We start from the raw sequence: 25,820 nt of genomic DNA, 5'->3' as shown, positions 1-25,820 counted from the left end.
TCTTGCGGGCGGTGCGTATGCACTTGCTGTCCGCCGCGGTCATGCATTGGTTATGCTAGACAGCGCGACCCGCTGGCATTTTGCAGCCAGCTGGCTCGATGAACCTACCGGAGCGCCCGATGAAAGGCAGTCAGTTGTCGATATACGCGGATAACCAGAACCGCCATACGCATCACAAGACGATCGTCGAGTGGATACTCGACGAAACGCAGCGAGCCGGAATCGACGGCGCAACGGTTATCGAGGCGAGCGAGCGCATCGACGTGCACGGCAAGTATCATGCGGCGCACTTTCTCGAACTGGCGGAGCAGCCGGCGGTCGTGACGGTCGTAGCCGACGATGCGCATGTCGATGCGCTACTGGACGCGCTCGGTCGCGGCGGCGTACCGCTGTTCTACACGCGCAGCCCGGTCGAATACGATCTGCTCGGCACCGGCACCGGCACCGGCACCGGCACCGGCACCGGCACCGGCACCGGCACTGACGACATGTCCCAACCCGATTGACCGCCGCATGCGTGCGCGTCGACGCATCGCGTCACACGCCGTCGCTCATCGGCCGGACACGGCGCGGCACAAAAAAAACCCGCTCATACCGTGGGGCGTGAGCGGGGAGTCGGAGAGTTACAACATCGCATGCGCACAGTGAGCACGCAGCCGTTTGAGTCTAAACAGACGCGAATTTGAATCAATCAGACAACTCCCAAATTTGATCCGCCTGATTTCACGCGCCTATCCCGAAGCGTGGGCCGGCCCCGCGCGACGGGGCGTGGAATTATGCGCGCTGCTTGCCAGGGCGAGGCGCTCTTCGTACACTCGCGCGTGATTCGTCACTGGGTTGGCCCGCGCCGCGGGGCGCGCGCCGATCGCGACCTCGTCCTGCCAAAAACACACCAATAGAGGAGCCCCCGGCCATGGCCGATTCATACTTTCCGCGCTGGCGCGTCCAGCCCGTGGCTGCCGAAGGCAGCGTCGTCAACATCGACGAGCGGCTAGCGTGGCCGAAGATGCTCGCAATGGGCATCCAGCACGTGGTCGCGATGTTCGGCTCCACGGTGCTTGCGCCGCTGCTGATGGGCTTCGACCCGAACCTGTGCATCTTCATGTCGGGCATCGGCACGCTGCTGTTCTTTCTGGTGGTCGGCGGCCGTGTGCCGAGCTACCTCGGATCGAGTTTCTCGTTCATCGGGCTCGTGATCGCGGTCACCGGCTATGCCGGCCACGGACCGAACGCGAACATCGCGGTCGCGCTCGGCGGCATCATCGCGTGCGGAGTCGTGTATGCGGTGATCGGGCTGATCGTCATGGCGATCGGCACCCGCTGGATCGAGACGCTGATGCCGCCCGCGGTGACCGGCGCGATCGTCTGCGTGATCGGCCTGAATCTCGCGCCGATCGCGGTCAAGAGCGTGAGCGGCAGCAACTTCGCGTCGTGGATGGCGCTCGTCACCGTGCTGTGCGTCGCGGCGGTCGCAGTGTTCGGGCGCGGCATGGTGCAGCGCCTGCTGATCCTGCTGGGGCTGATCGCCGCCTACGTGATCTACGCGATCGTTACCAACGGGATGGGCCTCGGCCAGCCGATCGACTTCGCGATCGTCGCGCACGCCGCGTGGTTCGGCCTGCCGCATTTCACCGCGCCGGTGTTCAACCCGCAGGCGATGACGCTGCTCGCGCCGATCGCGGTGATCCTCGTCGCCGAGAATCTCGGGCATATCAAGGCCGTCAGCGCGATGACCGGGCGGAACCTCGACGGCTACATCGGCCGCGCGTTCATCGGCGACGCGCTCGCGACGATCGTCTCCGGCTTCTCCGGCGGCACCGGCGTCACCACCTACGCGGAAAACATCGGCGTGATGGCGGTCACGAAGATCTACTCGACGCTCGCGTTCGTGATTGCCGCGCTGATCGCGCTCGGGCTCGGCTTCTCGCCGAAGTTCGGCGCGGTGATCCAGACGATTCCGGGGCCGGTGCTGGGCGGCGTGTCGATCGTCGTGTTCGGGCTGATCGCGGTGACCGGCGCGCGCATCTGGGTCGTCAACAAGGTGGACTTCTCCGATAACCGCAACCTGATCGTCGCGGCCGTCACGCTCGTGCTGGGTGCGGGCGATTTCTCGCTGAAGCTCGGCGGCTTCGGGCTTGGCGGCATCGGCACCGCGACGTTCGGCGCGATCATCCTGCACGCGCTGCTGCGCCGCAAGACCACGCAGCAGCCGGCGCTTTGAGGGGCGCCGAGGTGCGGTGACACGCACCCACACGTCACTCGGCCGCGTTCGCAAGCGGATGTCCCGCACGCGAACGCGGCCACCGCCACCGCCACCGCCACCGCCACCGCCACCGCCACCGTCACCGTCACCGTCACCGTCAGTTGCGCGCCCTGCCGCGCGTGATCAGCGCGGCTTCCGAGAGATCCACTTCGCGCATCAGCTTGTTGAGCGTCTCGTCGTTGATCTTCTGCTTGCTGCGCAACCCGAGCAGCGCGGCGCGCTCGGCGCGCATCGCGGCCAGCTTCATCTGGAATTCGAGTTCCTCGGCGCGGCGCGCCTGCTCGCGCGGCGAGTGATCGTCGCCGAAGGTCGCGAGGCGGCGGCGGTAGCCGTCCGTCACGCGTGCCGTCACGTCGGCGGCGTACACATAGGCCGGATCGCCGGCGTCGGCGCCCGTCTGTTCGTGCAGGCTGTCCACCGCGCGAATGGCGGCCTGCGCGGCCAGCGTGCGCGCGAACTGTTCCTCGGCCGCGTGCGGATCGCGGCTGCGTCGCCAGCCGCGCAGCAGCAGCGGCAGCGCCACCACCGCCACCAGCAGCGACGCGAGGATCACGCCCGATGCGATGAAGATCGCGAGGTCGCGGCCCGGCAACGGCGTGCCGTCCGGCAGCGTCACGGGCAGCGACAGGATGCCCGCGAGCGTCAGCGCGCCGCGCACGCCGGCCACCGTCGTCACGGAGACCGTGCGCAAGCCCGGCACCGCGCTCGTCATCCCTTGCTTCGCGGCGCCGCGGCTCGCGAACCAGCGCAGCAGCCATACCCACACGAAGCGCAGCGCGTACAGCGCGAGCGTGACCGCGGCGATGTAGCCGATCAGCCGCGCCGCCTGGCTGTCGCTGGTTTCGTGCGCGTCGATCAGCGCGCGGCCGAGAATGTGCGGAAACTGCAGGCCGAGCAGGATGAACACCATCCCGTTGAAGACGAACTCGATCATGGTCCACGTGCTGGCCGCGCGCATGCGGGCGGTGACCGGCGCGGCGCGCGCGATGCTCGTGTAGTTCATCGTCATCCCCGCGGCGACCGCCGCGAGAATCCCGGACCAGCCGAAGTGCTCGGCGAACAGGTACGCGGCGAACGGAATCAGCAACGTCATCACGACACCGGGCGCGGGGTCGGTCTCGTCGTCCATGCCGAGAAAGCGCGCAGACCACAGGCTGAACAGCCAGCTGACCGCCGCGCCCGTCGCGAGGCCGCCTGCCGCGATTTCGACAAAGCTGAGCGACGCTTCGCGCAGCGAGAACATGCCGGTCAGCGCGGCGGCGATCGCGAATTTGAGCGCAACGAGCCCCGACGCATCGTTCATCAGCGCTTCGCCTTCGAGGATGTGCATCAGGTTCGCGGGAATGCGGTTCTTGCCGGCAATGCCGGCGAGCGCGACCGCGTCGGTCGGCGACAGCACCGCGGCCAGCGCGAACGCGACCGGCAGCGAGATCGTCGGCACGAGCGCATGAATGAAGTAGCCGACCGCGAGCACCGTCATGAACACGAGGCCGAACGCGAGCATCAGGATCGCGCGCCGCGCCATGAAGAATTCGCGCTTCGGAATGCGCCAGCCATCCGCGAACAGCAGGGGCGGAATGAAGAGCATCATGAAGATCTGCGGGTCGAACGTGACGTGCAGGTTGAAGCTCGGCCACGCGAGCAGCGCGCCGAGCGCGATCTGCACGAGCGGCAGCGGCAGCTTGAACGGCAGCATGCGGCTGGCGATGCCGGAGACCGCGACTGCGAGCAGCAGGATCAGAACGGTGAAAACGATGTCCATCGGATACGTGACAGGTGAGCCCGGGCGGCGGATGCGCTCGTGACGCGCGTCCGCGCGGAGCCCGCGCGAGGCAGAAGGCCGCAGTGTAGCCGAGCACGCGCCGCGACCGGCAATTGCCGGACCGTTCTGCCCGGATCGCGTGCGTCGCGCGAGCGCCGGCTGCGGCTCGCGCGAAACGATGGTGCGCGCCCGCAGCGGATGCGCAGCCGCCGTGCATGCGATCGGAAGCCGGACAAAGCGGGCCGCCGCGTTGCACCACCGGAGTGCGCGGCGCGCCCTGCGGCGATGCGCGCCGCTGTCGCCGGTGCAGCCGGGCCGGCGAATGCCGCTTGAGCGTGCGCTTGCGTGCGCACGGAGCTTGCTTAACCTGCGCCGATGACGCACATTTTGAGAACCGGGCCGCTCGTCGCGCCTGCGCGCCTCACCCGGCTCTCACCAGAGAGGAATGCATGACGATTGCGCAACAGGACAGGACGGCCAGCGTGCCGCATGGCTTCGAAGTGAGCATGACCTCGGGGCTGGAACGCTACTCCGCGCGACATGGCGAGCTGGAGCTGACCAGCGTGTTTCAGCCGATTTTCAGCTTGTCGCACATGCGCGCGGTCGGCTACGAGGGGTTGCTGCGCGCGCACGATACGCTCGACCGGGCCGTGTCGCCGCTCGACGTATTCGGGCAGGCCGCGCGCGTCGGCGATCTGCTGCATCTGGATCGTCTCGCGCAGGCATTGCACCTCGAAAATTTCAGGAAGCTCGGCGCGCAGTGCGAATGGCTGTTTCTGAACGTGCACCCGGGCGCGCTCACGGATCCGTACCACGCGGCGGCGCTGCTCGCGAACCTGCGGCGGCTCGAATTGCCGCCGCGGCGGATCGTGCTCGAAGTGCTGGAACAGCGCGCCGAGGACCTGGAGCGTCTCGCCGACGCGGTCCGGCGCTTTCGCGAACTCGGCTTTCTGATCGCGCTCGACGACTTCGGCGCCGGCCATTCGAACGTCGAGCGGATCTGGCAGCTGAATCCGGACATCGTCAAGCTCGACCGTATCATGCTGTCGCACGCGGCGCATCGCGCGGACATGGCGACGATCCTGCCCGGCCTCGTCGCGCTGCTGCACGAGGCCGGCAAGCTGGTGCTGATCGAAGGCGTGGAAACCGAGCACGAGGCGCAGATGGCGCTCGCGTGCGATGCCGATTTCGTGCAGGGCTTCTTCTTCGGGCGGCCGCATCCGGGGCTCGCGGACAGCGCGCAGGCAGTGACCTGCATCAGCGAGGTCACCGAGCGCTACCGCACGCAGACGCATGCGCGCGAGCGCCGCAACGCGAGCCGGCTTGCGCCTTACCTGCGGGCGTTCGAGCGGGCGGCCGAGCGGCTCTCCGCCGGCGAACCGCTCGACGAGGTGTGCTGGAATTTCCTCGCGCTCGATCACGCCGCGCGCTGCTACCTGCTCGACGAGCGCGGTCGCCAGGCGGGCCGCAACGTCGTGCGGCGCGCCGATCGCGCGACTCACGAAACGCGCTTCCTGCCGCTCGCCGACGCGCAGGGTGCGAACTGGCTGCGTCGGCCGTATTTCCGCGCGGCGATCAGCACGCCGGGGCGCGTGCATGCGACCCGGCCGTATCTGTCCATCAACGAGGCGATTCCGTGCGTGACGCTGTCGATGGCGATCCACGTCGGCGGGCAGACCTGCGTGCTGTGCGGCGACATCGACTGGAGCGAGGACGCGGACGTCTAGACGCGGCACGGACCGCCGGCCCAGCCGGCCGGCCCGTGCCGCGCGCCGCTCACTTCGCGACGACGACCGGAATCCCGCGCAGGCCGCCGACGCCTTTCGCCGCGTCGAGCGCCTGCTGCACCGCCGCGCCGGTGGCGGCGTCGAGGCGCAGGCGCGCGGCGCATGCGCGTTCGCTGCGCTTGACCGTCGCGAGGTTCGCGAGCTTCACGTGGCCGTAGCCGCGCACGCGTGCGTGCAGCGCGGCGAGCGCCGCGACGTCGTCGGCGTTCTCGCGCGTGAGGAGCGCGAACGCGCGCTGCATCGTTGTTTCGTAATCGCTCGCGAGCGTGCGTTCCATGCGGCGTTCGAGCGTGCGGCCAAACGGATCGAGCGGCGTGTCGCGCAGCGTCCGGCAGCGCGCGAGCGCGCGCAGGACCGGCCACAGCCACGCGCCAAAGGCCTTCTTCGCCGGTGCCGCGCCGTGCTTCGCGCGCGTCAGCGACGGCGGCGCGAGATGGAATGTCACGCTGAAGTCCTTGCCGGCCGTGCCGTCGAACTGCGCTTCGAGCGCGCGGCGAAACGCCGGATCCGCGTGCAGACGCGCGACCTCGTACTCGTCCTTGACCGCGAGCAAGCGGTAGAAGGTCGTCGCCACCGCGCGCACGAGGCGCGCCTGCTGCGCGGCGTCGAGTGCGGCTGCTGCGCGTTGCGTCGCGCCGAGCAGTGCACGGTAGCGCTGCACGTAGCGCGTGCCGCCGTAGGCGGCAAGACGCGCTTCGCGATCCGCGATCAGCGCTTCGGGCGTGTCGGACGCGTCGCGCCGCGCGACGGGCGAGGCGCCGTGACGCGCTTCCCACAGCGCATCGAGCGCGCCCGGCTCGGCGGCGGCGAGCCGGCCCACCGCAAACGCGAGCTGATTCATCGGCACGGCCACGTTGTTCAGTTCGATTGCGCGCATGAGCGCCTCGAACGACACCGGCACGCGCCCGAGCTGCCACGCGAAGCCGAGCATCAGCAGGTTCGCGCCGATCGTGTCGCCGAGGAAGCGCTGCGCGAGCGCCTGCGCATCGCACGACGCGATACGTTCGGCGCCGGCCGCATGGCGCATCTTGTCGATGAGCGCATCGGCGTGCAGATTCGCGTCGGGATTCTGCACGAACGACGCATTCGGAATCGCATGCGTGTTGACGACGATGTGCGTGCGCCCGTGACGCACCGTCTGCAGCGCGTCGGCGCTCGCGCCGACCACCATGTCGCAGGCGAGCAGCACGTCGGCCTGTTGCGTGTCGATGCGCACCTGGTTCAACCATTCGTCGCGCGCGGCGACGCGCACGAACGACAGCACCGAGCCGCCTTTCTGCGCGAAGCCCATGAAATCGAGCACGGATGCGCTCTTGCCCTCCAGATGCGCGGCCATGCTGATCAGCGCGCCCACCGTGACGACGCCCGTGCCGCCGACACCCGTCACGAGGATGTCGTAGGGCGCCGCGTCGAGCAGCGTGGCCGGCGGCGGCAGCGCCGCGACCCGCGCGGCGAGCGCGTCGGTGTCGAAGGCGGCGCCGGCGACCTTCTTCAGCTTGCCGCCCGCGACCGTGACGAAGCTCGGACAAAAGCCGTTCACGCACGAATAGTCCTTGTTGCACGACGACTGGTCGATGCGCCGCTTGCGGCCAAGCGGCGTCTCCACCGGCTCGACCGACAGGCAGTTCGACTGCACGCCGCAATCGCCGCAGCCCTCGCAGACTTCCTCGTTGATGAACAGTCGCCGGTCCGGATCGGGATACTCGCCCTTCTTGCGGCGGCGGCGCTTTTCCGCCGCGCAGGTCTGGTCGTAGATCAGCACGGTGACGCCTTCGGTGTCGCGCAACATGCGTTGCACCGCGTCGAGTTCGCTGCGCGGATGGAACGTCGTGCCGCGCGGGAACAGGTCGTGATGGCCGTCGTACTTCTGCGGTTCGTCGCTGACGACGACAAAGCGCGACACGCCTTCGGCCTCGACCTGCCGCGCGATCTGCGGCACCGAGATGCTGCCGTCGACCGGCTGGCCGCCGGTCATCGCGACCGCGTCGTTGTAGAGGATCTTGTAGGTGATGGTCGCTTTGGCCGCCACGGCCTGGCGGATCGCGAGGATGCCCGAGTGGAAGTAGGTGCCGTCGCCGAGATTCTGGAAGACGTGACGGGTCTTCGTGAACATCGAGTGCGAGGCCCAGTCGACGCCCTCGCCGCCCATCTGGATCAGGCCGGTGGTGCCGCGCTCCATCCACGACGCCATGAAGTGGCAGCCGATGCCGGCCTGCGCGATCGATCCTTCCGGCACTTTCGTCGACGTGTTGTGCGGGCAGCCCGAGCAGAAATACGGTGTGCGCTTCACCGCATCCGCCTCGTTCGAAAGAATCTGCGGCGCGACCAGATCGACCACGCGTTCGCGGCGATCGAGCGCGGGACGGTGGCGCGCGAGCCAGTGTGCGAACACCGGCAAAATCCGCGACGGCCGCAATTCGCCGAGCGCCGACAGCAGCGCGCTGCCGTCGGCGGCGTGCTTGCCGATCACGAGCGGACGCGCGCCGTCGCGGCGGTTGTACAGGAAGTCCTTGATCTGCTGTTCGACGACCGGCCCCTTTTCCTCGATCACCAGCACCTCGGACAGGCCGGCGACGAACGTGTCGATGCGCGTCATTTCGAGCGGAAACGACAGGCCCACCTTATAGACGCGCACCCCGGCGGCCTCCAGGTCGGCGACGGTGAGGTCGAGCCGGCGCAGCGCCTCCATCAGATCCAGATGCGCCTTGCCGCAGGTGACGATGCCCACGTCCGCGTGCGGGCTCGGCGCGATCCACTTGTCGATGCTGTTCGTGCGGGAGAAATGGCGGACTGCGTCGAGCTTCGCCGCGAGGCGCGCCTCGATCGACAGGCTCGGCAGGTCGGGCCAGCGGTTGTGCAGGCCGCCGGCGGGCGGCGTGAAGTCCGCGTCCGCGGTCCACTGCGTGCGCAGCGCGTCGAGATCGACGGTGGAGCCGGACTCGACCGTCTCCGAGATCGCCTTGAAGCCGACCCACGCGCCCGAGAAGCGCGACAGCGCCCAGCCGTAGAGGCCGAATTCGAGCATGTCCGCGACGTTCGACGGATTCACCACCGGCATCTGCCAGGCCATCATCGCGAAGTCGCTCTGATGCGGCATCGACGACGACACGCAGCCGTGATCGTCGCCCGCCACCACGAGCACGCCGCCGTGCGGCGACGCGCCGTACGCGTTGCCGTGCCGCAGCGCGTCGCCGGCGCGGTCGACGCCGGGCCCCTTGCCGTACCACATCGCGAACACCCCATCGACGGTGCGCTCGGCGTCCGCTTCGACGCGCTGCGTGCCGAGCACCGCGGTGCCGCCCAGCTCCTCGTTGATCGCCGGCAGAAAGCGGATGTCGCTTGCCGCCAGCCGCTTCTGGGCCTTCCACAACTGCTGGTCGACCATCCCGAGCGGCGAGCCGCGATAGCCGCTGACGAAGCCCGCGGTATTCAGGCCCTGGGTGCGGTCGAGCGCGCGCTGCATCAGCAGCAGACGCACGAGCGCCTGCGTGCCGGTCAGAAAGATGCGGCCGTGTGTTGCGGTCAGATTGTCGCTGAGCTGGTAGTCGGCGAGGGCGGGCGTGCCGTCGACCGGCAGGCGGGCAGTCATGGTGAGTCTCCGTTGTTATCGGTCCGCGCGGTCGCGCAGCGCCAGACGAGACTCTATTTTTTCGCGCCGATTCGAGAATGTTTTTGCTACTTTGCTCGCGGGACGCAGCGATTGAGGGAAGTGCTGCGCGAATCCGCGGGGTTTCGAGCGGGATCTGCCCGCATGCGGCGCGGCGCGCGGCGCTCAGGGCGTGTGCGGCTCGACGGGCGGTATCGCGTCGAGCGGCACGACCGCGTCGAAATCCGCGTAATCGAAGTGCGTGACGCCATCGGATTCGTGGATCAGGTCGACGAACGCATGCTGCCAGCGGATCTCGCCGTTGTCCCATGCGTGGCGCGCCTGCATCGTCTGCGCGGTGGTCTCGTCGAAGCCCTCGACCGTGACGAGCAGCGATGCGTCGCGCGCAGCGAGCGATTCGGCGGTTTCGCCGAACAGCGGGCTGCCTTCGTCGATCACGTGCATCAGGATCCAGCCGAGCAGGAACATCGGCTGCTGGTCGCGCACGAGCGCCAGGTCGTGGATGCGCAGCGACGTGTAGCCTTCGACGGTGGTCTCGCGGCGCATCACGCGCAGCTTTGCGCGCGCCTCGGCAATCACGTTGTGGCGCGCGTTGGCGGCCCGCACGACGAGCGTCATGCGTCCGTCGAGCGGCCGCACGATCGCGTGGCGCGCGAACAGGATCTTCGCGCGCGGGCGCGAGAAACGCGTGAAGATCAGCCCGGTCGCCAGCGCGATGCCCGACATCCCGACAAAGATTTCAAGCGTCGCGATCAGATGGCCGTATACGGTCTGCGGATGCATGTCGCCGTAGCCGACCGTCGCGAGCGTTTCGACGCTGAAAAAGAACGCACCGGCAAAACCCGGCGGAAACTGGTTCGCAATCGGTGCGTGGCCGAGCAGGAAGAGCACCGCGAACAGCGTGTTCAGCAACAGGAACAGCGTCGCGAGCGAGCTGAAGAACGCGGGCCAGCTCGCAATCAGCGCGCGGTGATAGAGGTCCTGCCAGAACCGTACCGGAATGCCGTGCACATAGATGACCCGCGAATTCACCTGAACGCGGTGGCCGTCGCGCGTCGAGTAGCGGCGCTTGCGCGAGGCGGGGTCGGCGGCGCGGGCGGGGGAGTCGTCGGGCGTGTCGGCGGCCATCGCGTGGGTTCGGGCTGGGGGGACGCGGCAAGCGTAGCATGCGGCGCGGCCGCTCGCGTAGCGCGGTCGCCCGGGACGCGGCGCCCTGATCGCGCGGCGGGCCGGGCCCGCAATGCGCGTCTGCGGCGTCTGGACGGCGAGTCTGCTGCGCCCGGACAGCGCAGCCGGCTCGCCCTCACGGAAAAGCCCGCGGCTTCGGAATGCCTGCGCCGTGCTCGATGTCCGCCACGGCCTGACGGTGCGCGGCATCGACCGCACCGGTTTCGTCCGGGTAGCCGGCGTCGCCGCCGACCGTGGTCCACGCCTGGACGGCGCGTTCGTCCTGGCGGATCTCGTACTCCGCGTCCCAGCGCGCGCCTTGCAGCGCGAGCGGGCGCACGCGGATCGAATAGACGCCATAGGAAAAGAGCTGTTCGGCCATGTTCGCCTCCTCACGGATGACAGGAGCGAACGCCGTCACGCGTCGCGGGAGGGCGCGCGCGGCGCCGGCTCCGCTAAAGCTCGATTTCGCCGAGGATGCGATGCGCGAGCGCCTTCGCTTCTTCAAGCGCCTCCTGCGCGGACGCGGACACGCCCTCGACTTCGTAGACCGTGGTCTCGACTTCGTCGCCCTCGTCGCGAGCGAGCGACACGATCCCCTGATATTGCCCGCCCTCTGCTTCGCGCACCGTGGCGGTGGCCGTGTAGAGCCCCTTGGTATAGGTGACGTCCTCCATGATGCCTCTCCAGCAAAGGGGAGATTTCATCGTAGCACGCGGATATGACGCTTACCCGACGCGTTTCACCCGTGCAGCAGCGCGACCACTTCGTCGAGTGTCGGCGAATGCGCGCCGCTGTGGCGGCACGCCGCGGCGCCCGCGGCGAGCGCAAAGGCGAGGTGTGCCGCCCAGTCGCGCCCGGGCGAGCTCATCAGGCTGAACAGCAGGCCGGCGATCGACGCGTCGCCGGCGCCGACCGTATCGGCCACCTCGACGCGCGGCGGCCGCGCCTCGACGATCGTCTCGCCGTCGATCAGCGTCGCCTTGTCCGCGCCGCGCGTGACGAGCACGGTGGCGCGCGGGTTCATCGCGCGCAACTGCGCGAGCGCGTCGTCTTCGGCGGTGCCGAACAGCAGCCGCAGGTCTTCGTCGGAGACCTTGATCAGGTCCGCGAGCGCGGCCATCTTGCGCAGCGTCGGCGCGTAGCCGTGCGCCATCAGGTTGCGGTAGTTCGGGTCGAAGCTGATCCGCACGCCGCGCGCGCGCAGCGTGGCCGCGAGCGTCGCGAGCGTGTCGCCGAGGGGCTGGCGCACGAGGCTGATGCAGCCGAAGTGCGCCCACTTCACATGCGACATCCAGCCCGCGGGCAGGCCGGCGGGATCGAACGCGAGATCCGCGCCGTTTTCGCCCATGAAGAAGTACGCGGGCGGATGCGTCTGGTGGACGATCGCGAGCAGCGGCGGACGCTCGACGCGCTGCATGAAGCGCATGTCCAGACCGGCCGCGACGCTCGCGTTCCACAGGTCGTCGGAAAAGTTGTCGACGCCGAGCGAGCCGGCGCAGGCGGTCGGCAGGCCGAGCCGCGCGACCGCGCGCGCGACGTTCCAGCCGGCGCCGCCCGGGCGCGAAAGCCATTGCGAGTCGCCGGTGCGCACGAGGTCGGTGAGGATGTCGCCGGCGGAGACGAAGACGGGGAAGTCGGAGAGCGTGCTCATGATGCGGACCGGGAAGCGGCGTGGTTCGAGGCTGCGTCGGGCAGCGCGTGCGTCATCACTTCGTAGCAGGCGCCCATCGTGTGGTAGTCGGTCTTGCCGGCCGGACTCTTTTCGTCGCTGTACTTGCGGTTGTCGCAGGTGAGGATGCGATACCACGCGCCGTACTGGTGATCGACGAAATGCGTCCAGCTATAGCGCCAGATCTCGTCGTACCAGTCCCAGAAGCGCTCGTTGCCGGTGCGCCGGCCGAGCAGCGCCGCGGTCGCGAAGGTTTCGGCCTGCACCCAGAAATACTTGTCGTGATCGCAGACGGTGCCGTCCGGGCCGAAGCCGTAGTAGAGGCCGCCGTGGTCGTCGTCCCATGCGCGCGTCATCGCCGCGTCGAACAGTTCGATCGCGCGCGGCAGCAGCCACGGCAGCGGACGGTGGCGTTCGAGGATCAGCAGCAGCTTGGCCCACTCGGTCTGATGGCCCGGCTGGAAGCCCCATGGACGGAAGATGTTCGAGCTGTCTTCCTCGTTGTAGTGCCAGTCGACCGACCAGTCCGCGTGGAAATGTTCCCACACGAGCCCCTGTGACAGCTTCGCCTGGCGCAGCGTGATGTTGGACGCGACGCGCTCCGCGCGATCGAGGTAGACGAGATGGCCGGTCGCCTCGTAGGCAGCGAGCAGCGCCTCGGTGGCATGCATGTTCGCGTTCTGCCCGCGGTACGAACTCACGCGCCAGTCCGGCGTCGCTTCGTCCGCGTAGAGGCCGGCGGCGGCGTCCCAGAAGCGGTGCTCCATCAGCTCGAAGGTGGCGCCGATCATCGGCCGCGCTTCCTCGATGCCGGCCATCGCGGCATGCGCGTACGCGAGCAGCACGAACGCGAGGCCGTAGCAGTGGCGCGTGCCGTCGAGCGTGCGCTTGTGGCCGTCGCGCCATTCGATTTCCCAGTCGTAGCCGCCGTGCGCCGGGTCCCAGTGGACGTCGCGCAGGAAGTGCAGCGCGTGCTTTGCATAGTCGAGATACAGCGGATCGCCGAACTCGCGCCACGCCATCGCATAGTTGAAGACGAAGCGGCAACTGCTCACGAGGTGGCGCGTCGTGCGGTTGTAGACCGAACCGTCGTCGCGCAGGAAGTGATGGAAGCCGCCGCCCGGATCGAACACGTTCGGTGCATAGAAGCGCAGCGTGTCGTCGATGTGCGCGCGCAGGAAGGCGCGGTCGCGAAAGCGGTCGACCGGCGGAACCTGCGGGGCTGCGCCGGTGGGGCGCGATGAGGTCGTTTCGGAGGGCGTCATGGCATTTTCACCAGGGTACTGGCACGGGCAACGAGTTGGACGGGCAGCGTGATTTCGGGTTCGGCGGGCGCGTCGGCGAGCAGCAGTTCGACGCCGTGCCGGCCGAGCGCCTCCTTGTCGACCGCGATGGTCGACAGCGGCGGCGTGGCATGCGCGGCGGCGGGAATGTCGTCGAAGCCGACGATCGCGATGTCCTGCGGGACGCGCACCCCGCGCGCGAGGCAGACGCGCAGCGCCGCCAGCGCGGCGGCGTCGTTGTAGGCGAATACGGCGCACGGGTGCGGGCCGTCCGCGTCGAGCAGGCGCTGCATCGCGCGCGCGGCGCCGGTGTCGGGGTCGAGGCCGGCGTCGATCGTCGTTTCGAGCGACGGATCGAACAGCAGCCCCGCCTCGAAGAACGCGCGGCGATAGCCGAGTGCGCGCTGCGCGATGCTGAAGTGCGCCAGCGAGCCGCCGATGAACGCGATCCGCCGGTGCCCCTGCGCGAACAGATGACGCATCGCGAGCGCCGCGCCGCCCGCGTTGTCGAGATTCACCGAACGCAGGCCGGGCGCCCACAGGTCGATCAGCACGAGCGGGCGCTGCAGCGCGGCAAGCGCGTCGAGCGTCTCGGGTTCGACAAAGCCGGCGACCGCGACCGCGTCGGGTGCGTGCAGCCGCAACTGCTGCAGCACGTCCTCGGTCGGACCGGCGGTCAGCACCGACGGCACGATGCCGCGTTCGCGGCAGGCGTCCTCGACGCCGTGCAGCACGTGCGAGAAGAACGGGCTCGCCGCGAAATTGTTGTGCTGCCGATGCAGCAGGAACGTGAGCCGGCGAATCCGCGTGCGCAGCTGCGCGGCGTCGTAGCCGAGCGTGCGCGCGGCCGCAACGACCTTCACGCGCGTCGCGTCGGACAGGCCGGGCTGGTTCTTCAGCGCGCGCGAGACGGTGCCGATCGACACGCCGGCGGCGCGGGCGACATCGCGGATTGTGGCGGCCATCGGATTCTCGGCGGGCAGTGGGTTCGGGACCGGCGGGCCGGCCGGCGTCGGATGATTGTCGGCGATTGTATAGTAAAACATGCGAAAAGAGCGTCGTGTTTCGCTCGACTTGCACGCGTAAATACCCGTAGATAGGGGTGTTTGTTGGATTATTGTTGTTTAGTAAAATTGTCTAAACAGGGGCGATGCGCTTGCGGGCGCAGCCTCATCGGCGTGACGGGGCAAGCGGTTGGGACGATGGGGGGCCTGCCGCATGGCGAAGCGACAAAAAGGGAGGCGGCGGGGAAGCGGGGAAGCCGACGCGCAGCCCCGCACGCGTGTGCGTGCCCGGCGGGCGGCCTCGGCATGGCCGCCACGCTGTACGCCGCTATCCGAACGCGTTGTGCGGCTGTTCGGCGTGCCCGCGCAGCAGCGTTGCGCTTTCATCCGCGTCGATCAGCACGAAGCCCGATGAAGCCTGCTTCGCGCGCCGTTTCGCGAGCGCCGCGACCGATGCGATCGCTTCGCTGCCGTAGCGCGCCAGCCGGTCGTGCGGTTCGACGCGCACGCAGCCGATCGCCATCGTCACGAAGCCGAAGAACGTCGTGTTGCCGCGCCGGTCTTCGCCGACAATGCCGCCCGCGAGCCGGTCGGCGGGCGCATAGAAGCCCTGCGCGCCTTCGTTGAAGGCGTCGATCGCACGCAAGGCGCGCGCGCGCCAGTCCTCGCTCTGAAACAGGATCAGGAAGTCGTCGCCGCCGACGTGGCCCAGAAAGTCGCGGGTCGGATCGCATGCGTCGGCGAGCACCACGGCGGCGAACTTCAGCACTTCGTCGCCCTGCCAGTAGCCGTACTGATCGTTGAACGGCTTGAAATGGTTCAGGTCCACATAGCACGCGTAAAAGGCCGCGTCGTTGTCGAGCAGCCGCGCAATGTGCGAGCTGATCGGAATATTGCCGGGCAGGAACGTGAGCGGATTTGCGTAGCGCGCCGCCTCGATGCGCACTTCCGTTACCGCGCGCACGAGGCTCTCTCCGGTGCCGAGGCCCGCGTACTTGCCGCGATCGGTAATCACGAAGCCGTCCGCGAGGTAGCGCTGATCGTCGCTGGCGAGCAGCTTCGCCATCTGCTCGACGCTCATCGAGTTTTCGATGATCACCGGCGACGCGTTGGCGAACAGCAGGCACGGCCGTTTGCCGAACAGTTCGCGGTGATACGGCAATGCGTAGCGGTCCATGAACGCGCGCCGGTTGATCAGCGCGATCGGTTCGTTGTTCTCGACGACGGCCACCGCGTGCAGGCCCGGCGACCCGTTGAACAGGTCGAGTACGTCGTTGTTGGTCGCGTGACGCTGCAGCGCCGGCGCGCGCACCAGCATCCTGGCTGCGGCCATTCCGCCCGATGGCGAGGGGCTCGCGGTGCGCGTCGCTTCCGGGAACACGGCGATGTGGTCCGCGCGGATCGCCGCGCGCGCGTCGTCGGCGATCGCCCGCGGCGGCAGCGGGTCCGGGCGCCCGAAGAAATAGCCCTGGCCGCAGCGAATGCCCATGTCGCGCACGACGATCAGGTCTGCTTCGTTTTCGATGCCCTCGGCCACCAGCTGGGCGCCGCTCGCATTCGCGAAGTGCTGCATTGCGCGCACCGCTTCGAACTTCAGCGGGTCGCTCGCGATGTCGTGGATGAAGAAGCGGTCGATCTTCACGACGTCCGGCTGCAGCCGCACCCACAGGTTCATGCTGGCGTTCGCGGTGCCGTAGTCGTCGAGCGCGAACTGTGCGCCGGCCGCGCGCAGGAGCGACAGGGCTGGCAAAAACGTGTCGATATCGGGGATCGCGTTCTGCTCCGTCAACTCGATCACGATCCGCTCGGGCTCGATGCCCGTGTGGCGCAGGATCGCGAGCGTGTCGTCGCGCTGGTGCGCGAGATGACGCAGCGCGCCGGCGCTGAAGTTCAGGAACAGCTTGCCGTCCCGTCCCAGGTGCGCGAACGTCTCGATGCACTGGCGCGCCGCGGCGCGTTCGAGTTCGATCACGCAGCCTTGTGCGGCGGCCTGCGCGAACAGCGCAAACGGGCTTTCGAGCGACGTCCCCGCCGGACCGCGGATCAGGCCTTCATAGCCGAGAATCGCACCGCTGTCGAAATCGACGATGGGCTGGAAGACGGCGGACAGCGCGCGCCGGGCGATCAGGTCCCCGATGCTCGGCGCGCTGGGCTGGGGAGACGGGCGAAGTGGCATGGCGATGGGCCAAAGCGATGAATCGTTCAGCATATCGGCCCGCCGCGCGACAAATTAAATGAATTTTTAGTGAACGCGCGCACCGGATTGGTGCGGTGGCGGCGACGGGTTTGCCGCGCGCTGGCCATCCGGCCAGGCAGACGGCGGTCGCTTTTCGCGCTGAAATCACTGTCAGGCCGCCTCACGGCGGTGTTCACGAGACAGGCTCAGGGAGGGCGCGAGAGTGAATTCGTTCTACGATGCGTGCTGTGTGTTAGCGGCGCGCCATGGCCGAGTGGCCCCGGTCGCGCGAGGCGGACGCCTTTTCCGCGCTGGTGTCGCGCGCGCCCCAGCGCTGCGCGAGCGCGGCGCATACCATCAGCTGGATCTGATGAAACAGCATCAGCGGCAGCACGACGGCGCCGAGCGCCTGGGAGGCGAAAATCACTTTTGCCATCGGCACGCCGGATGCGAGACTTTTCTTCGACCCGCAAAAGATGATCGTGATCTGGTCCGCCCGGCTGAACCCCAGCCGCTTGCTGCCGAACATCGTGGCGGCGAGCGCGAGCGCGAGCAGCACGACGTTGATCAGCACCAGTCCGCCGAGCGCGCCCAGCGACGTGTGATGCCACAAGCCTTCGGTGACCGCGTCGCTGAATGCGCCGTAGACGACCAGCAGGATCGAGCCCTGGTCGACGAACTTCAGCACGCCGCGATGGCGTTCGATCCAGCGGCCGATCACCGGGCGCAGCAACTGTCCGGCAACGAACGGAACCAGCAGTTGCAGCACGATGCTCCACACCGTGTGCCACGCGGATGTGCCGCTGCTTGCGCCCCGCGTGACGATCAGACTGACCAGCGCCGGCGTGATGAAAATGCCGAGCAGGCTCGACGCGGACGCGCTGCACACGGCCGCCGGCACGTTGCCCTTGGCGATCGAGGTGAACGCAATCGACGACTGCACCGTCGACGGCAGCGCACAGAGGAACAGGACACCCGCATAGAGCGCCGGCGTCACAAGTGGCGAAAGGAGCGGTTTGAGCGCGAGCCCGAGCACCGGGAAGAGCACGAACGTGCTCAGCAGCACGACCGCATGCAGGCGCCAGTGCGTCGCCCCCGCAATGATCGCCTCGCGCGAAAGCTTGGCGCCGTGCAGGAAAAACAGCAGCGCAACGGCGAGGTTCGTCAGCCAGTTGAACCCGACCGCCGCGCGTCCGTGCACGGGAAGCAGGCTGGCGAGCGCCACCGTGCAGACGAGACTGAGCGTGAAGTTATCGGGGAGGTACTTGGGGCGAACCATTTGAACGATCTCAATGCGAATCGCGCGTACACCGGGCATCCGGCGTGGCGGTGGGGACCTGGCTGGGAACGGGAGCGTGTCTATTAATAATCTAAAGACATTAAAAAAGCAAATTCATTTGCAGTATCAATTAATGAGTTGACTGCATCGATTTTGCCAGACGGGGTGAGGACGAGCGGATCGGCCAGGAATTTGCGGCTGCGCACCGGGGTGACGCATCGTCGGGCACGGTCCGGATGTGTGCTTCAGGGGCGCACGCTACGGGGCGAATTTCGGCATCCCAGGCGTTCCGGCGAAGGGCTTCGCCATCCGCGAAGAGGCCGTTGCGGATGGCCGTAACATGGTGTTACAAGCCCGCATCGGGCCTAACACTTTTGAACTCGACACCCCTCCGGGCGGCCCATAAATTACTGCACAAAGGCCGTCGGGCTTGCGGCGCAGCGTCATCCGCACGCGTTGTGCATGCCCGGTAACAGGTGCCGCCGCAACTCCGACGGCGCGCTTCAGGCGGGTCTTCGGGCAGGTGGAACATGGTGGCTGGACGGGTGTCGAGGACAACGCAATGGCTGATGGGCGCAGGGCTCGCTGCGTTGTGCCCGTTCGTCCATGCCGCGCCCGCATACCCGCACGGGGGCGGCCACGCGGTTCGCGCAGAAGCCTTCCACGGTCGCGGTGCGCCGGGCCCGGTCCGGGTCGCGCACGCGCAGCGCCGCGAGCGCCGTGCGTTCGCGCAGGCCGCCGAGGGCGAACGCGGCAACCGCGTCGCTGGGCGTCGCGTCTACCAGTACGTCCGGTACGCGGGCACGGTCACGCCAGTCAGCGCCGAAAGCCGTCAGGTGCCGCAGCCGCCCGAGGATGCGTCGCTGATCCGCGCCGGCTCGATCCGCGCGGATGTTACCCGCTACAACGAGGAGCGCGAGGCTGCGCCGCAGCGGGTGCCGCGCCCGCCCGGCTATGCGCCGCATTCGTCGCCGCTGCCGTTCTTCCGCAACTGGCCTTAGCCGGTCGTCGTCACACTTCCGTTTCTCGTCGTTGGGTGCCGCCGCGTGCGGTGGTCTCGCTTCGTCCGCATGATCCGCCGTAGGGGCTCATGCGCGGCGCGCGGGGGCCTCGTCGCGGCCCGCGCCGACGGTTTCGCCCTTCGCCGGCCGCCGCCCGCGCTGTCCCGCGTCGTCTCGCGTCGTCCCGCGTCGTCCCGCATCGTCTCGCGCGCGCTCTCGTTCTCTCGTTCTCGCGTTCTCTCGCGCCGGAGTGACGTATGTACGCCACACTTTTGCGGCGGCCACGTCTTTTCGTGCCCTTTGCGGATGCCGCCGACGCCGCCGCATTCTGCCCGCGCCGCACAGCCGGTGCGCAGCGACTGGCGGCCGTGATCCCCGGCATTGCCCGCAAAGCCTTGCTGCATCGGGGTGTCGTAATCGGCGTGAGCAGCGTGCCGAATGGCGCTCCGCCATGGCCAGGTCAATAAGCGACAAAACTAATCAGACCGATATACCCGCAATAACAACGCGTATTTTTGTCCGCATAAATGGTCCGCAAAGATAGACCCGCCCACATTAGCTCGACGATCCAGCGGACGCAGAACAATCGCTGGCACGAGTTTGCCCGCCGCACAGCCAGAATTTTTTTCGACAAAGACAGGAGATCACATGAACAGTTCTTTCCGCCGCGCGCTCACCACCACCGCAAAGCTCGGCCTGGCGGCGGGGCTCGTGGCCGGCGCGTCGTCCGCGTTTGCCCAGTCGAGCGTGCAGCTCTACGGCCAGATCGACGAATGGGTCGGCGCCCAGAAGTTTCCGAACGGACAAAGCGCGGCGCAGGTGTCCGGCGGCGGCATGTCCACGTCTTACTGGGGATTGAAGGGCAGCGAAGACCTGGGCGGCGGTTACAAGGCGATCTTCGCGCTGGAAGACTTCTTCCTGCCGCAAAACGGCCAGTACGGCCGCTTCACCGGCGATACGTTCTTTTCGCGTAACGCGTACGTCGGCATCGAGTCGCCGTACGGCACGGTGTCGGCGGGGCGCCTGACGACGCCGCTGTTCGTCTCGACGATCCTGTTCAACCCGTTCGTCGACTCGTACGAATTCTCGCCGATGGTCTGGCACACGTACCTCGGCCTCGGCACCTTCCCGACCTACACGACCGATCAGGGCGTGGTCGGCGATTCGGGCTGGAACAACGCGATCGAGTATTCGTCGCCGAGCTACAACGGCCTGACCGCCAACGTGATGTACGGGCTCGGCAATACGGCGGGCCAGAACGGCGCGAAGAAGTGGAGCGCGCAATTCCTCTATTTCCACGGTGCGTTCGCGGCAACCGGCGTCTATCAGTACGTGAACTTCAACGACGCGCCTGGCGATCTGGACTCGCTCGCGCAAAGCGTCGGGCTCACCAGCATGAAGAGCCAGAGCGTCGGCCAGCTCGGCATGTCGTACGACCTGAAGTTCATCAAGTTCTATGGTCAGTACATGTACACGTATGACGCGCAGACCATCGGCAGCTGGCATGTGAACACCGCGCAGGGCGGCGTGTCGGTGCCGCTCGGCACCGGCACGGTGATGGCGTCGTACGCGTACTCGCGCGACGGCGGCGGTCTCGACCAGACCCGCCAGACCGCGGCGCTCGGCTACGACTATCCGCTGTCGAAGCGCACCGACCTGTACGCGGCCTACATGTACGATCATTTCACGAACCAGTCGTCCGGCGATACGTTCGGCGTCGGGATCCGTTCGAAGTTCTAAAGGCGTGCCGCCGCGGCGGCCGCCCGCGAGGCAACCCGGCACCCCCGCCCCGGCGACGAGGCGGGGGTGTTTTTTTGCCCGCTCGCCATTGGCAGGCGCCGCCGCGCGCTTTGCTGACGCCGGATTGATAAAGACGGCAAAATGACGCGGATTGATTCCCGCCGCGAGCGATTGCCATGGATACCCTCGTCAGCATGAAAGTGTTTCGCCACGTGATCGAAGTGGGCAGCTTTGTCGGGGCGGCGGAGCGCATGGAGATGTCCGCGGCGATGGCGAGCAAGCACGTGATGCATCTCGAACAGCAGCTCGGTGCGCGGCTGCTGAACCGCACGACGCGCCGCGTCGCGCCGACCGAGGCGGGCCGCGAGTACTACGAGCGTCTGAGCCAGGTCCTCGCCGAACTCGATGAGGCCGGGCGGGCGGTGAGCGCGGCGAGCGTGGTGCCGCAGGGCCGGCTGCGGGTGTCGTCGCTGTCGGCGTTCGGGCTCAGTCACGTGATGAGCGCCGTGGCCGATTACGCGGCGCAGTATCCGCAGGTCACGGTCGAGATCACGCTGTCGGACCGCGTGGTCGAGCTGATCGACGAGGGCTACGACGTCGCGATCCGCGCGTCGCCGTCGGGGCTGAAGTCGTCGTCGCTGATCGCGCGGCCGCTCGCGACCGCGCATCTGGTGCTGTGCGCATCGCCGCAGTATCTGCGCCGGCACGGCACGCCGCGCACGCTGGCCGATCTGGCGAGCCACAACTATCTGCAGTACACCGGCGTGGCGCCCGAGTTCGGCGCGGGCGGCGAGCGCGGCGCGCGCGTGCGTCTGTCGGGCAACCTGATCGTGAGCCACCTCGAAGCGCAGCGGGTGCTCGTGCTGCAGGGCGCGGGCATTGCGATGCTCGGCACGGAGGTGATCGGCGACGATCTCGCCGCGGGCCGCATCGTGCCGCTTCTGGTCGAGCAGGTGCCGCCGCGCGAACTGCCGATTCACGTCGTGTATGCGAGCCGGCGGCACCTGTCCGCGAAGGTACGCTCCTTCGTCGATTTTCTGGCGGCGCGTTTTGCCGACGAGGCGCTGTGGCCGTCGCTCGACCAGATCAGGCAACTGGCCGTCAGCTGAGCGCCGCGGCGCGCATGCGGGGGGGCGCGGCTGCCGCGAGCCCCGGGATCGTTTCGTTATACTGGGAGCAGCATCCCGACTCGCACAACGATCTTGGGGGAGACATGACGGATCTTTCCGCGCCGCAACGCATCGAGGGCCACGAGCCGTCGCGTTCGCGGCAGCCGCTGCGGCGGCTGCGTTTCGTGACCGCCGCCGCGTTGTTCGACGGCCACGACGCGTCGATCAACATCATGCGCCGCATCCTGCAGGCAAGCGGCGTCGAGGTGATCCATCTCGGCCATAACCGCTCCGTCGACGAAGTCGCGACCGCCGCGTTGCAGGAGGATGCAGACGGCGTCGCGGTGTCGAGCTATCAGGGCGGCCACGTCGAATATTTCCGCTATCTCGTCGAACTGCTGCGCGCGCGCGGCGGCGAGCGCATCAAGGTGTTCGGCGGCGGCGGCGGGGTGATCGTGCCCGACGAGATCGCCGCGCTCCAGCGCGACGGCGTCACCCGCCTCTACTCGCCGCAGGACGGTCAGCGGCTCGGGCTGCAAGGCATGATCGACGACATGATCGCGCACTGCCGCGACGACGCCGACACAGGCGGCGCCACGGCGCAGGCGCTCGCGATGCTCGCCGGGCTCGATGCGGCGCCGTTGCGCGCGGCGTTGCGCGGGGACGCGGCGGCGCCGCCCGACGGCTTCGGCAGCCGCACGCCGTCGCCCGGCGATCACGCATCCGGATCCCCCCGCGCCACGCACAGCCCGTCTGCCCCCGATACCGGCGCGTTCCGCCGCCTCGCGCAACTGATCAGCGCGCTCGAAGCGGGGAGCGTCGACGGCGCACTGCGCGATACGCTGACCCGCGCCGCGCAGCATGCGCGCGTGCCGGTGCTCGGCATCACCGGCACGGGCGGCGCGGGAAAATCGTCGCTGACCGACGAGCTGATCCGCCGCGCGCGGCTCGATTACGGCGATGCGCTGTCGATTGCGGTGCTCGCGATCGATCCTTCGCGCCGCAAGTCCGGCGGCGCGCTGCTGGGCGATCGCATCCGGATGAACGTGATCGGCGACTGGGGTCACGGTGCGCGCGTGTTCATGCGCTCGATGGCCACCCGCGAGGCGACGAGCGAGATTTCCGCCGCGCTGCCCGAGGCGATCGCGGCCTGCAAGGCGGCGGGCTTCGACCTGATCGTCATCGAGACGTCGGGGATCGGGCAGGGCGATGCGGCGATCGTGCCGTACGTCGATACGTCGCTGTACGTGATGACGCCCGAGTTCGGCGCGGCGAGCCAGCTTGAGAAGATCGACATGCTCGACTTCGCCGATTGCGTGGCGATCAACAAGTTCGACCGCAAGGGCGCCATCGATGCATTGCGCGACGTCGCGAAGCAGGTGCAGCGCAATCGCGGCAGCTTCGCCGAGCCACCCGAAGCGATGCCGGTGTTCGGCACGATCGCATCGCGCTTCAACGACGACGGCGTGACCGCGCTGTATCAGCATCTCGCCGCTGCGTTGCGCGCGCATGGGCTGCGCGACGGCGGCGGCGCGCTGCCGCGGCTCGAACGCGTGCGCCATTCGGGCAGCGGCCATTGGATCGTGCCGCCCGCGCGCGTGCGCTACCTGTCCGACGTCGCGCAGGCGGTGCGCGGCTACCGGCAGCACGCGGACGCGCAGGCATGCGTCGCGCGCGAACGCTGGCAACTGATCGAGGCGCGCCGCATGCTGCTGGAAGCGCTCGCTGCGCATGAAGGGCACCGCGCGCGGCACGCGCCGTCTTCCGCCGCCACGGATCTGGCCGCCGGCACGGACGACGGCGGTCCGTCCGGGAGCGCTGGTGCGGATGCCGCGGCAAATTCGAACGCAGGCACAGGCACAGGCACAGGCACAGGCACAGGCACAGGCACAGGCACAGGCACAGGCACAGGCACAGGCACAGGCACAGGCACAGCCCCAGCAGCAAATTCCCCCTCGGCCGCAGCCCAACTGGATGCGCTGATCGCCGCGCGCGCGGCTGCGCTCGGCACGCGCGAGCGGGCGTTGCTCGACGGCTGGCCGCACACGGTGGCCGCGTATGCCGGCGACGAGCACGTCGTGCGCATCCGCGATCGCGAAATCCGCACCGCGCTCGCCGTCCCGACGTTGTCGGGCCTCGCGATCCGCAAGATCGCGCTGCCGAAGTTCGTCGATCACGGCGAGATTCTGCGCTGGCTGATGCTCGATAACCTGCCCGGCCATTTTCCGTTTACGGCCGGGGTCTTTCCGTTCCGGCGCGAGAACGAGGATCCGACCCGCATGTTCGCCGGCGAGGGCGATCCGCAACGCACCAACCGGCGCTTCAAGCTGCTGTCGGCCGGGATGCCCGCGCGGCGTCTGTCCACCGCGTTCGACTCGGTGACCCTCTACGGCGAAGAGCCGCACGAGCGCCCGGACATCTACGGCAAGATCGGCAACTCGGGCGTGTCGGTCGCGACGCTCGACGACATGAAAGCGCTCTACGACGGCTTCGATCTGTGCGCGCCCGAGACGTCGGTGTCGATGACGATCAACGGACCCGCGCCGGCAATTCTCGCGATGTTTTTCAACGTCGCGATCGACCAGCAGATCGAGCGTCTGAATGCGCAGTGCGCGCAGCAGCAGCGGGCACCGGACGCGGCCGAGCTCGCCGGCGCGCGCCGCCGCGCGCTGGAAAACGTGCGCGGCACCGTGCAGGCTGACATCCTGAAGGAGGATCAGGGGCAGAACACCTGCATCTTCTCGACCGAATTCAGCCTGAAGGTGATGGGCGATATTCAGGCGTACTTCGTCGAGCACGACGTGCGCAACTTCTATTCGGTGTCGATCTCCGGCTATCACATTGCCGAGGCGGGAGCGAATCCGGTCTCGCAGCTCGCCTATACGCTCGCGAACGGCTTCACTTATGTCGAGGCGTACCTTGCGCGCGGCATGTCGATCGACGATTTCGCACCGAACCTGTCGTTCTTTTTCTCGAACGGGATGGACCCTGAATATACGGTGCTCGGCCGCGTCGCGCGCCGCATCTGGGCCGTCGCGATGCGCGAGCGCTACGGCGCGAACGAACGCAGCCAGAAGCTGAAGTATCACGTGCAGACGTCCGGCCGCAGCCTGCACGCGCAGGAGATCGACTTCAACGACATCCGCACGACGCTGCAGGCGCTGATCGCGATCTACGACAACTGCAACTCGCTGCATACGAATGCGTTCGATGAGGCGATCACGACGCCGACCGAGGCGTCGGTGCGGCGCGCGCTCGCGATCCAGTTGATCATCAATCGCGAGTGGGGGCTGGCGAAGAACCAGAACCCGAACCAGGGCAGCTTCGTCATCGACGAACTGACCGATCTGGTCGAGGCCGCAGTGCTGGCCGAGTTCGACCGGCTCACCGAGCGTGGCGGCGTGCTCGGCGCGATGGAAACCGGCTATCAGCGCGGCCGCATCCAGGACGAATCGATGCTGTACGAACATCGCAAGCACGACGGGTCATACCCGATCGTCGGCGTGAACACATTCGTGAATCCGCAGGCACACGATGCGCCGCCGCCGATTCCGCTCGCCCGCTCGACCGACGATGAGAAGCAGGCGCAACTCGCGCGGCTGCGCGCGTTTCAGGCACGTCATCGCGACGCGGCGCCGGCGGCGCTCGCGCGTCTGAAGCGCGCGGTGATCGACGAGCAGAACGTATTTGCGGTGCTGATGGACGCGGTGCGCGTCTGCTCGCTCGGACAGATCACGCACGCATTGTTCGAGGTGGGCGGGCAGTACCGGCGCAGCATGTGAGCGCTGCCGCTGCCGCTGCCGGCGCGCGCAGGCCGTGTGCGCACGTAGGGCGCACTGGCCGCGCGCGGGCGAAGGCGTGCCCATATGCGTGTGCCCATGCACGGGCCCATGCACGCGCACATGTAAGCGCCCAAGCACACGCCCAAGCACACGCCCAAGCACACGCCCAAGCACACGCCCAAGCACAC

At 68.1% G+C, this 25,820-nt stretch carries 17 protein-coding genes; 7 read left to right on the top strand and 10 right to left on the bottom strand.

The annotated features are described in order from the left end of the window. The first annotated feature begins 119 nt into the window (after nt 1-119). On the top strand, nt 120-506 hold the full coding sequence (locus tag AC3AP7_RS15195) for a DUF190 domain-containing protein (RefSeq protein ID WP_475761529.1): 387 nt from the start codon (nt 120-122) through the stop codon (nt 504-506). A gap of 407 nt (nt 507-913) precedes the next feature. Then, nucleotides 914-2,221 carry a solute carrier family 23 protein gene (locus AC3AP7_RS15190; protein WP_475761531.1) on the top strand — a complete coding sequence of 436 codons (1,308 nt, stop codon included), beginning with the start codon at nt 914-916 and terminating at the stop codon, nt 2,219-2,221. Nucleotides 2,222-2,360: 139 nt separating this feature from the next. On the opposite strand, the gene AC3AP7_RS15185 is transcribed toward AC3AP7_RS15190, so the two are convergent. Further along, the gene (locus AC3AP7_RS15185) at nt 2,361-4,025 is read right to left on the bottom strand and encodes a Na+/H+ antiporter (protein WP_475761533.1); all 1,665 of its coding nucleotides are present in this window, start codon (nt 4,023-4,025) and stop codon (nt 2,361-2,363) included. A 449-nt stretch (nt 4,026-4,474) separates the two neighbouring features. On the opposite strand from AC3AP7_RS15185, the gene AC3AP7_RS15180 reads away from it, so the two are divergent. Further along, the gene (locus AC3AP7_RS15180; RefSeq protein WP_475761535.1) at nt 4,475-5,752 is read left to right on the top strand and encodes an EAL domain-containing protein; all 1,278 of its coding nucleotides are present in this window, start codon (nt 4,475-4,477) and stop codon (nt 5,750-5,752) included. Nucleotides 5,753-5,801: 49 nt separating this feature from the next. Here AC3AP7_RS15180 and AC3AP7_RS15175 read toward each other — a convergent pair whose 3' ends face one another. The 9 genes from AC3AP7_RS15175 to AC3AP7_RS15135 all read right to left on the bottom strand — a co-directional run bounded on the left by AC3AP7_RS15175 (nt 5,802) and on the right by AC3AP7_RS15135 (nt 18,000). Continuing rightward, nucleotides 5,802-9,401, bottom strand: coding sequence for an indolepyruvate ferredoxin oxidoreductase family protein (locus AC3AP7_RS15175; RefSeq protein ID WP_475761537.1), 3,600 nt, complete (start codon nt 9,399-9,401; stop codon nt 5,802-5,804). A gap of 183 nt (nt 9,402-9,584) precedes the next feature. Next, nucleotides 9,585-10,547 carry an ion channel gene (locus AC3AP7_RS15170; RefSeq protein WP_475761539.1) on the bottom strand — a complete coding sequence of 321 codons (963 nt, stop codon included), beginning with the start codon at nt 10,545-10,547 and terminating at the stop codon, nt 9,585-9,587. Nucleotides 10,548-10,722: 175 nt separating this feature from the next. Further along, a complete protein-coding gene (locus AC3AP7_RS15165) occupies nt 10,723-10,968 on the bottom strand; it encodes a hypothetical protein (RefSeq protein WP_475761541.1) in 246 nt (81 codons plus the stop codon). Nucleotides 10,969-11,041: 73 nt separating this feature from the next. Continuing rightward, a complete protein-coding gene (locus AC3AP7_RS15160; protein ID WP_475761543.1) occupies nt 11,042-11,263 on the bottom strand; it encodes a hypothetical protein in 222 nt (73 codons plus the stop codon). A gap of 65 nt (nt 11,264-11,328) precedes the next feature. Beyond that, nucleotides 11,329-12,240: a carbohydrate kinase family protein gene (locus tag AC3AP7_RS15155; protein ID WP_475761545.1), complete on the bottom strand. Its 912-nt coding sequence runs from the start codon at nt 12,238-12,240 to the stop codon at nt 11,329-11,331. After that, a complete protein-coding gene (locus AC3AP7_RS15150; protein ID WP_475761547.1) occupies nt 12,237-13,523 on the bottom strand; it encodes an AGE family epimerase/isomerase in 1,287 nt (428 codons plus the stop codon). The genes AC3AP7_RS15155 and AC3AP7_RS15150 overlap by 4 nt, the downstream gene beginning before the upstream one ends. Beyond that, nucleotides 13,520-14,506: a LacI family DNA-binding transcriptional regulator gene (locus AC3AP7_RS15145; RefSeq protein ID WP_475761549.1), complete on the bottom strand. Its 987-nt coding sequence runs from the start codon at nt 14,504-14,506 to the stop codon at nt 13,520-13,522. The genes AC3AP7_RS15150 and AC3AP7_RS15145 overlap by 4 nt, the downstream gene beginning before the upstream one ends. A 367-nt stretch (nt 14,507-14,873) precedes the next feature. Then, nucleotides 14,874-16,721 carry an EAL domain-containing protein gene (locus AC3AP7_RS15140; RefSeq protein ID WP_475761551.1) on the bottom strand — a complete coding sequence of 616 codons (1,848 nt, stop codon included), beginning with the start codon at nt 16,719-16,721 and terminating at the stop codon, nt 14,874-14,876. 253 nt (nt 16,722-16,974) lie between these two features. Then, nucleotides 16,975-18,000 carry a bile acid:sodium symporter family protein gene (locus AC3AP7_RS15135; protein WP_475761553.1) on the bottom strand — a complete coding sequence of 342 codons (1,026 nt, stop codon included), beginning with the start codon at nt 17,998-18,000 and terminating at the stop codon, nt 16,975-16,977. A gap of 545 nt (nt 18,001-18,545) precedes the next feature. Between AC3AP7_RS15135 and AC3AP7_RS15130 the strand changes: the two genes are divergently transcribed. From AC3AP7_RS15130 to AC3AP7_RS15115, 4 genes are all read left to right on the top strand, one after another. Beyond that, nucleotides 18,546-19,001 (top strand): hypothetical protein, encoded by a 456-nt coding sequence (locus AC3AP7_RS15130; protein ID WP_475761555.1) that lies wholly within the window; start codon nt 18,546-18,548, stop codon nt 18,999-19,001. Between the two features lie 648 nt (nt 19,002-19,649). After that, nucleotides 19,650-20,741, top strand: coding sequence for a porin (locus tag AC3AP7_RS15125; protein ID WP_475761557.1), 1,092 nt, complete (start codon nt 19,650-19,652; stop codon nt 20,739-20,741). Nucleotides 20,742-20,917: 176 nt separating this feature from the next. Beyond that, nucleotides 20,918-21,850: a LysR family transcriptional regulator gene (locus AC3AP7_RS15120; protein WP_475761560.1), complete on the top strand. Its 933-nt coding sequence runs from the start codon at nt 20,918-20,920 to the stop codon at nt 21,848-21,850. Between the two features lie 104 nt (nt 21,851-21,954). Next, nucleotides 21,955-25,632, top strand: coding sequence for a methylmalonyl-CoA mutase family protein (locus AC3AP7_RS15115; protein ID WP_475761562.1), 3,678 nt, complete (start codon nt 21,955-21,957; stop codon nt 25,630-25,632). Nucleotides 25,633-25,820: the final 188 nt, after the last annotated feature.

The sequence above is a fragment of the Paraburkholderia sp. PAMB 6770 genome (assembly GCF_057748135.1).
This window is presented reverse-complemented; position numbering and strand designations above follow the sequence as displayed.

Coding starts and splice junctions, on each gene's coding strand:
- AC3AP7_RS15155 (WP_475761545.1), bottom strand. CDS start 12,240: ATGAGCACGCTCTCCGACTTCCCCGTCTTCGTCTCCGCCGGCGACATC.
- AC3AP7_RS15160 (WP_475761543.1), bottom strand. CDS start 11,263: ATGGAGGACGTCACCTATACCAAGGGGCTCTACACGGCCACCGCCACG.
- AC3AP7_RS15140 (WP_475761551.1), bottom strand. CDS start 16,721: ATGCCACTTCGCCCGTCTCCCCAGCCCAGCGCGCCGAGCATCGGGGAC.
- AC3AP7_RS15195 (WP_475761529.1), top strand. CDS start 120: ATGAAAGGCAGTCAGTTGTCGATATACGCGGATAACCAGAACCGCCAT.
- AC3AP7_RS15125 (WP_475761557.1), top strand. CDS start 19,650: ATGAACAGTTCTTTCCGCCGCGCGCTCACCACCACCGCAAAGCTCGGC.
- AC3AP7_RS15185 (WP_475761533.1), bottom strand. CDS start 4,025: ATGGACATCGTTTTCACCGTTCTGATCCTGCTGCTCGCAGTCGCGGTC.
- AC3AP7_RS15145 (WP_475761549.1), bottom strand. CDS start 14,506: ATGGCCGCCACAATCCGCGATGTCGCCCGCGCCGCCGGCGTGTCGATC.
- AC3AP7_RS15120 (WP_475761560.1), top strand. CDS start 20,918: ATGGATACCCTCGTCAGCATGAAAGTGTTTCGCCACGTGATCGAAGTG.
- AC3AP7_RS15135 (WP_475761553.1), bottom strand. CDS start 18,000: ATGGTTCGCCCCAAGTACCTCCCCGATAACTTCACGCTCAGTCTCGTC.
- AC3AP7_RS15165 (WP_475761541.1), bottom strand. CDS start 10,968: ATGGCCGAACAGCTCTTTTCCTATGGCGTCTATTCGATCCGCGTGCGC.
- AC3AP7_RS15190 (WP_475761531.1), top strand. CDS start 914: ATGGCCGATTCATACTTTCCGCGCTGGCGCGTCCAGCCCGTGGCTGCC.
- AC3AP7_RS15115 (WP_475761562.1), top strand. CDS start 21,955: ATGACGGATCTTTCCGCGCCGCAACGCATCGAGGGCCACGAGCCGTCG.
- AC3AP7_RS15180 (WP_475761535.1), top strand. CDS start 4,475: ATGACGATTGCGCAACAGGACAGGACGGCCAGCGTGCCGCATGGCTTC.
- AC3AP7_RS15150 (WP_475761547.1), bottom strand. CDS start 13,523: ATGACGCCCTCCGAAACGACCTCATCGCGCCCCACCGGCGCAGCCCCG.
- AC3AP7_RS15175 (WP_475761537.1), bottom strand. CDS start 9,401: ATGACTGCCCGCCTGCCGGTCGACGGCACGCCCGCCCTCGCCGACTAC.
- AC3AP7_RS15170 (WP_475761539.1), bottom strand. CDS start 10,547: ATGGCCGCCGACACGCCCGACGACTCCCCCGCCCGCGCCGCCGACCCC.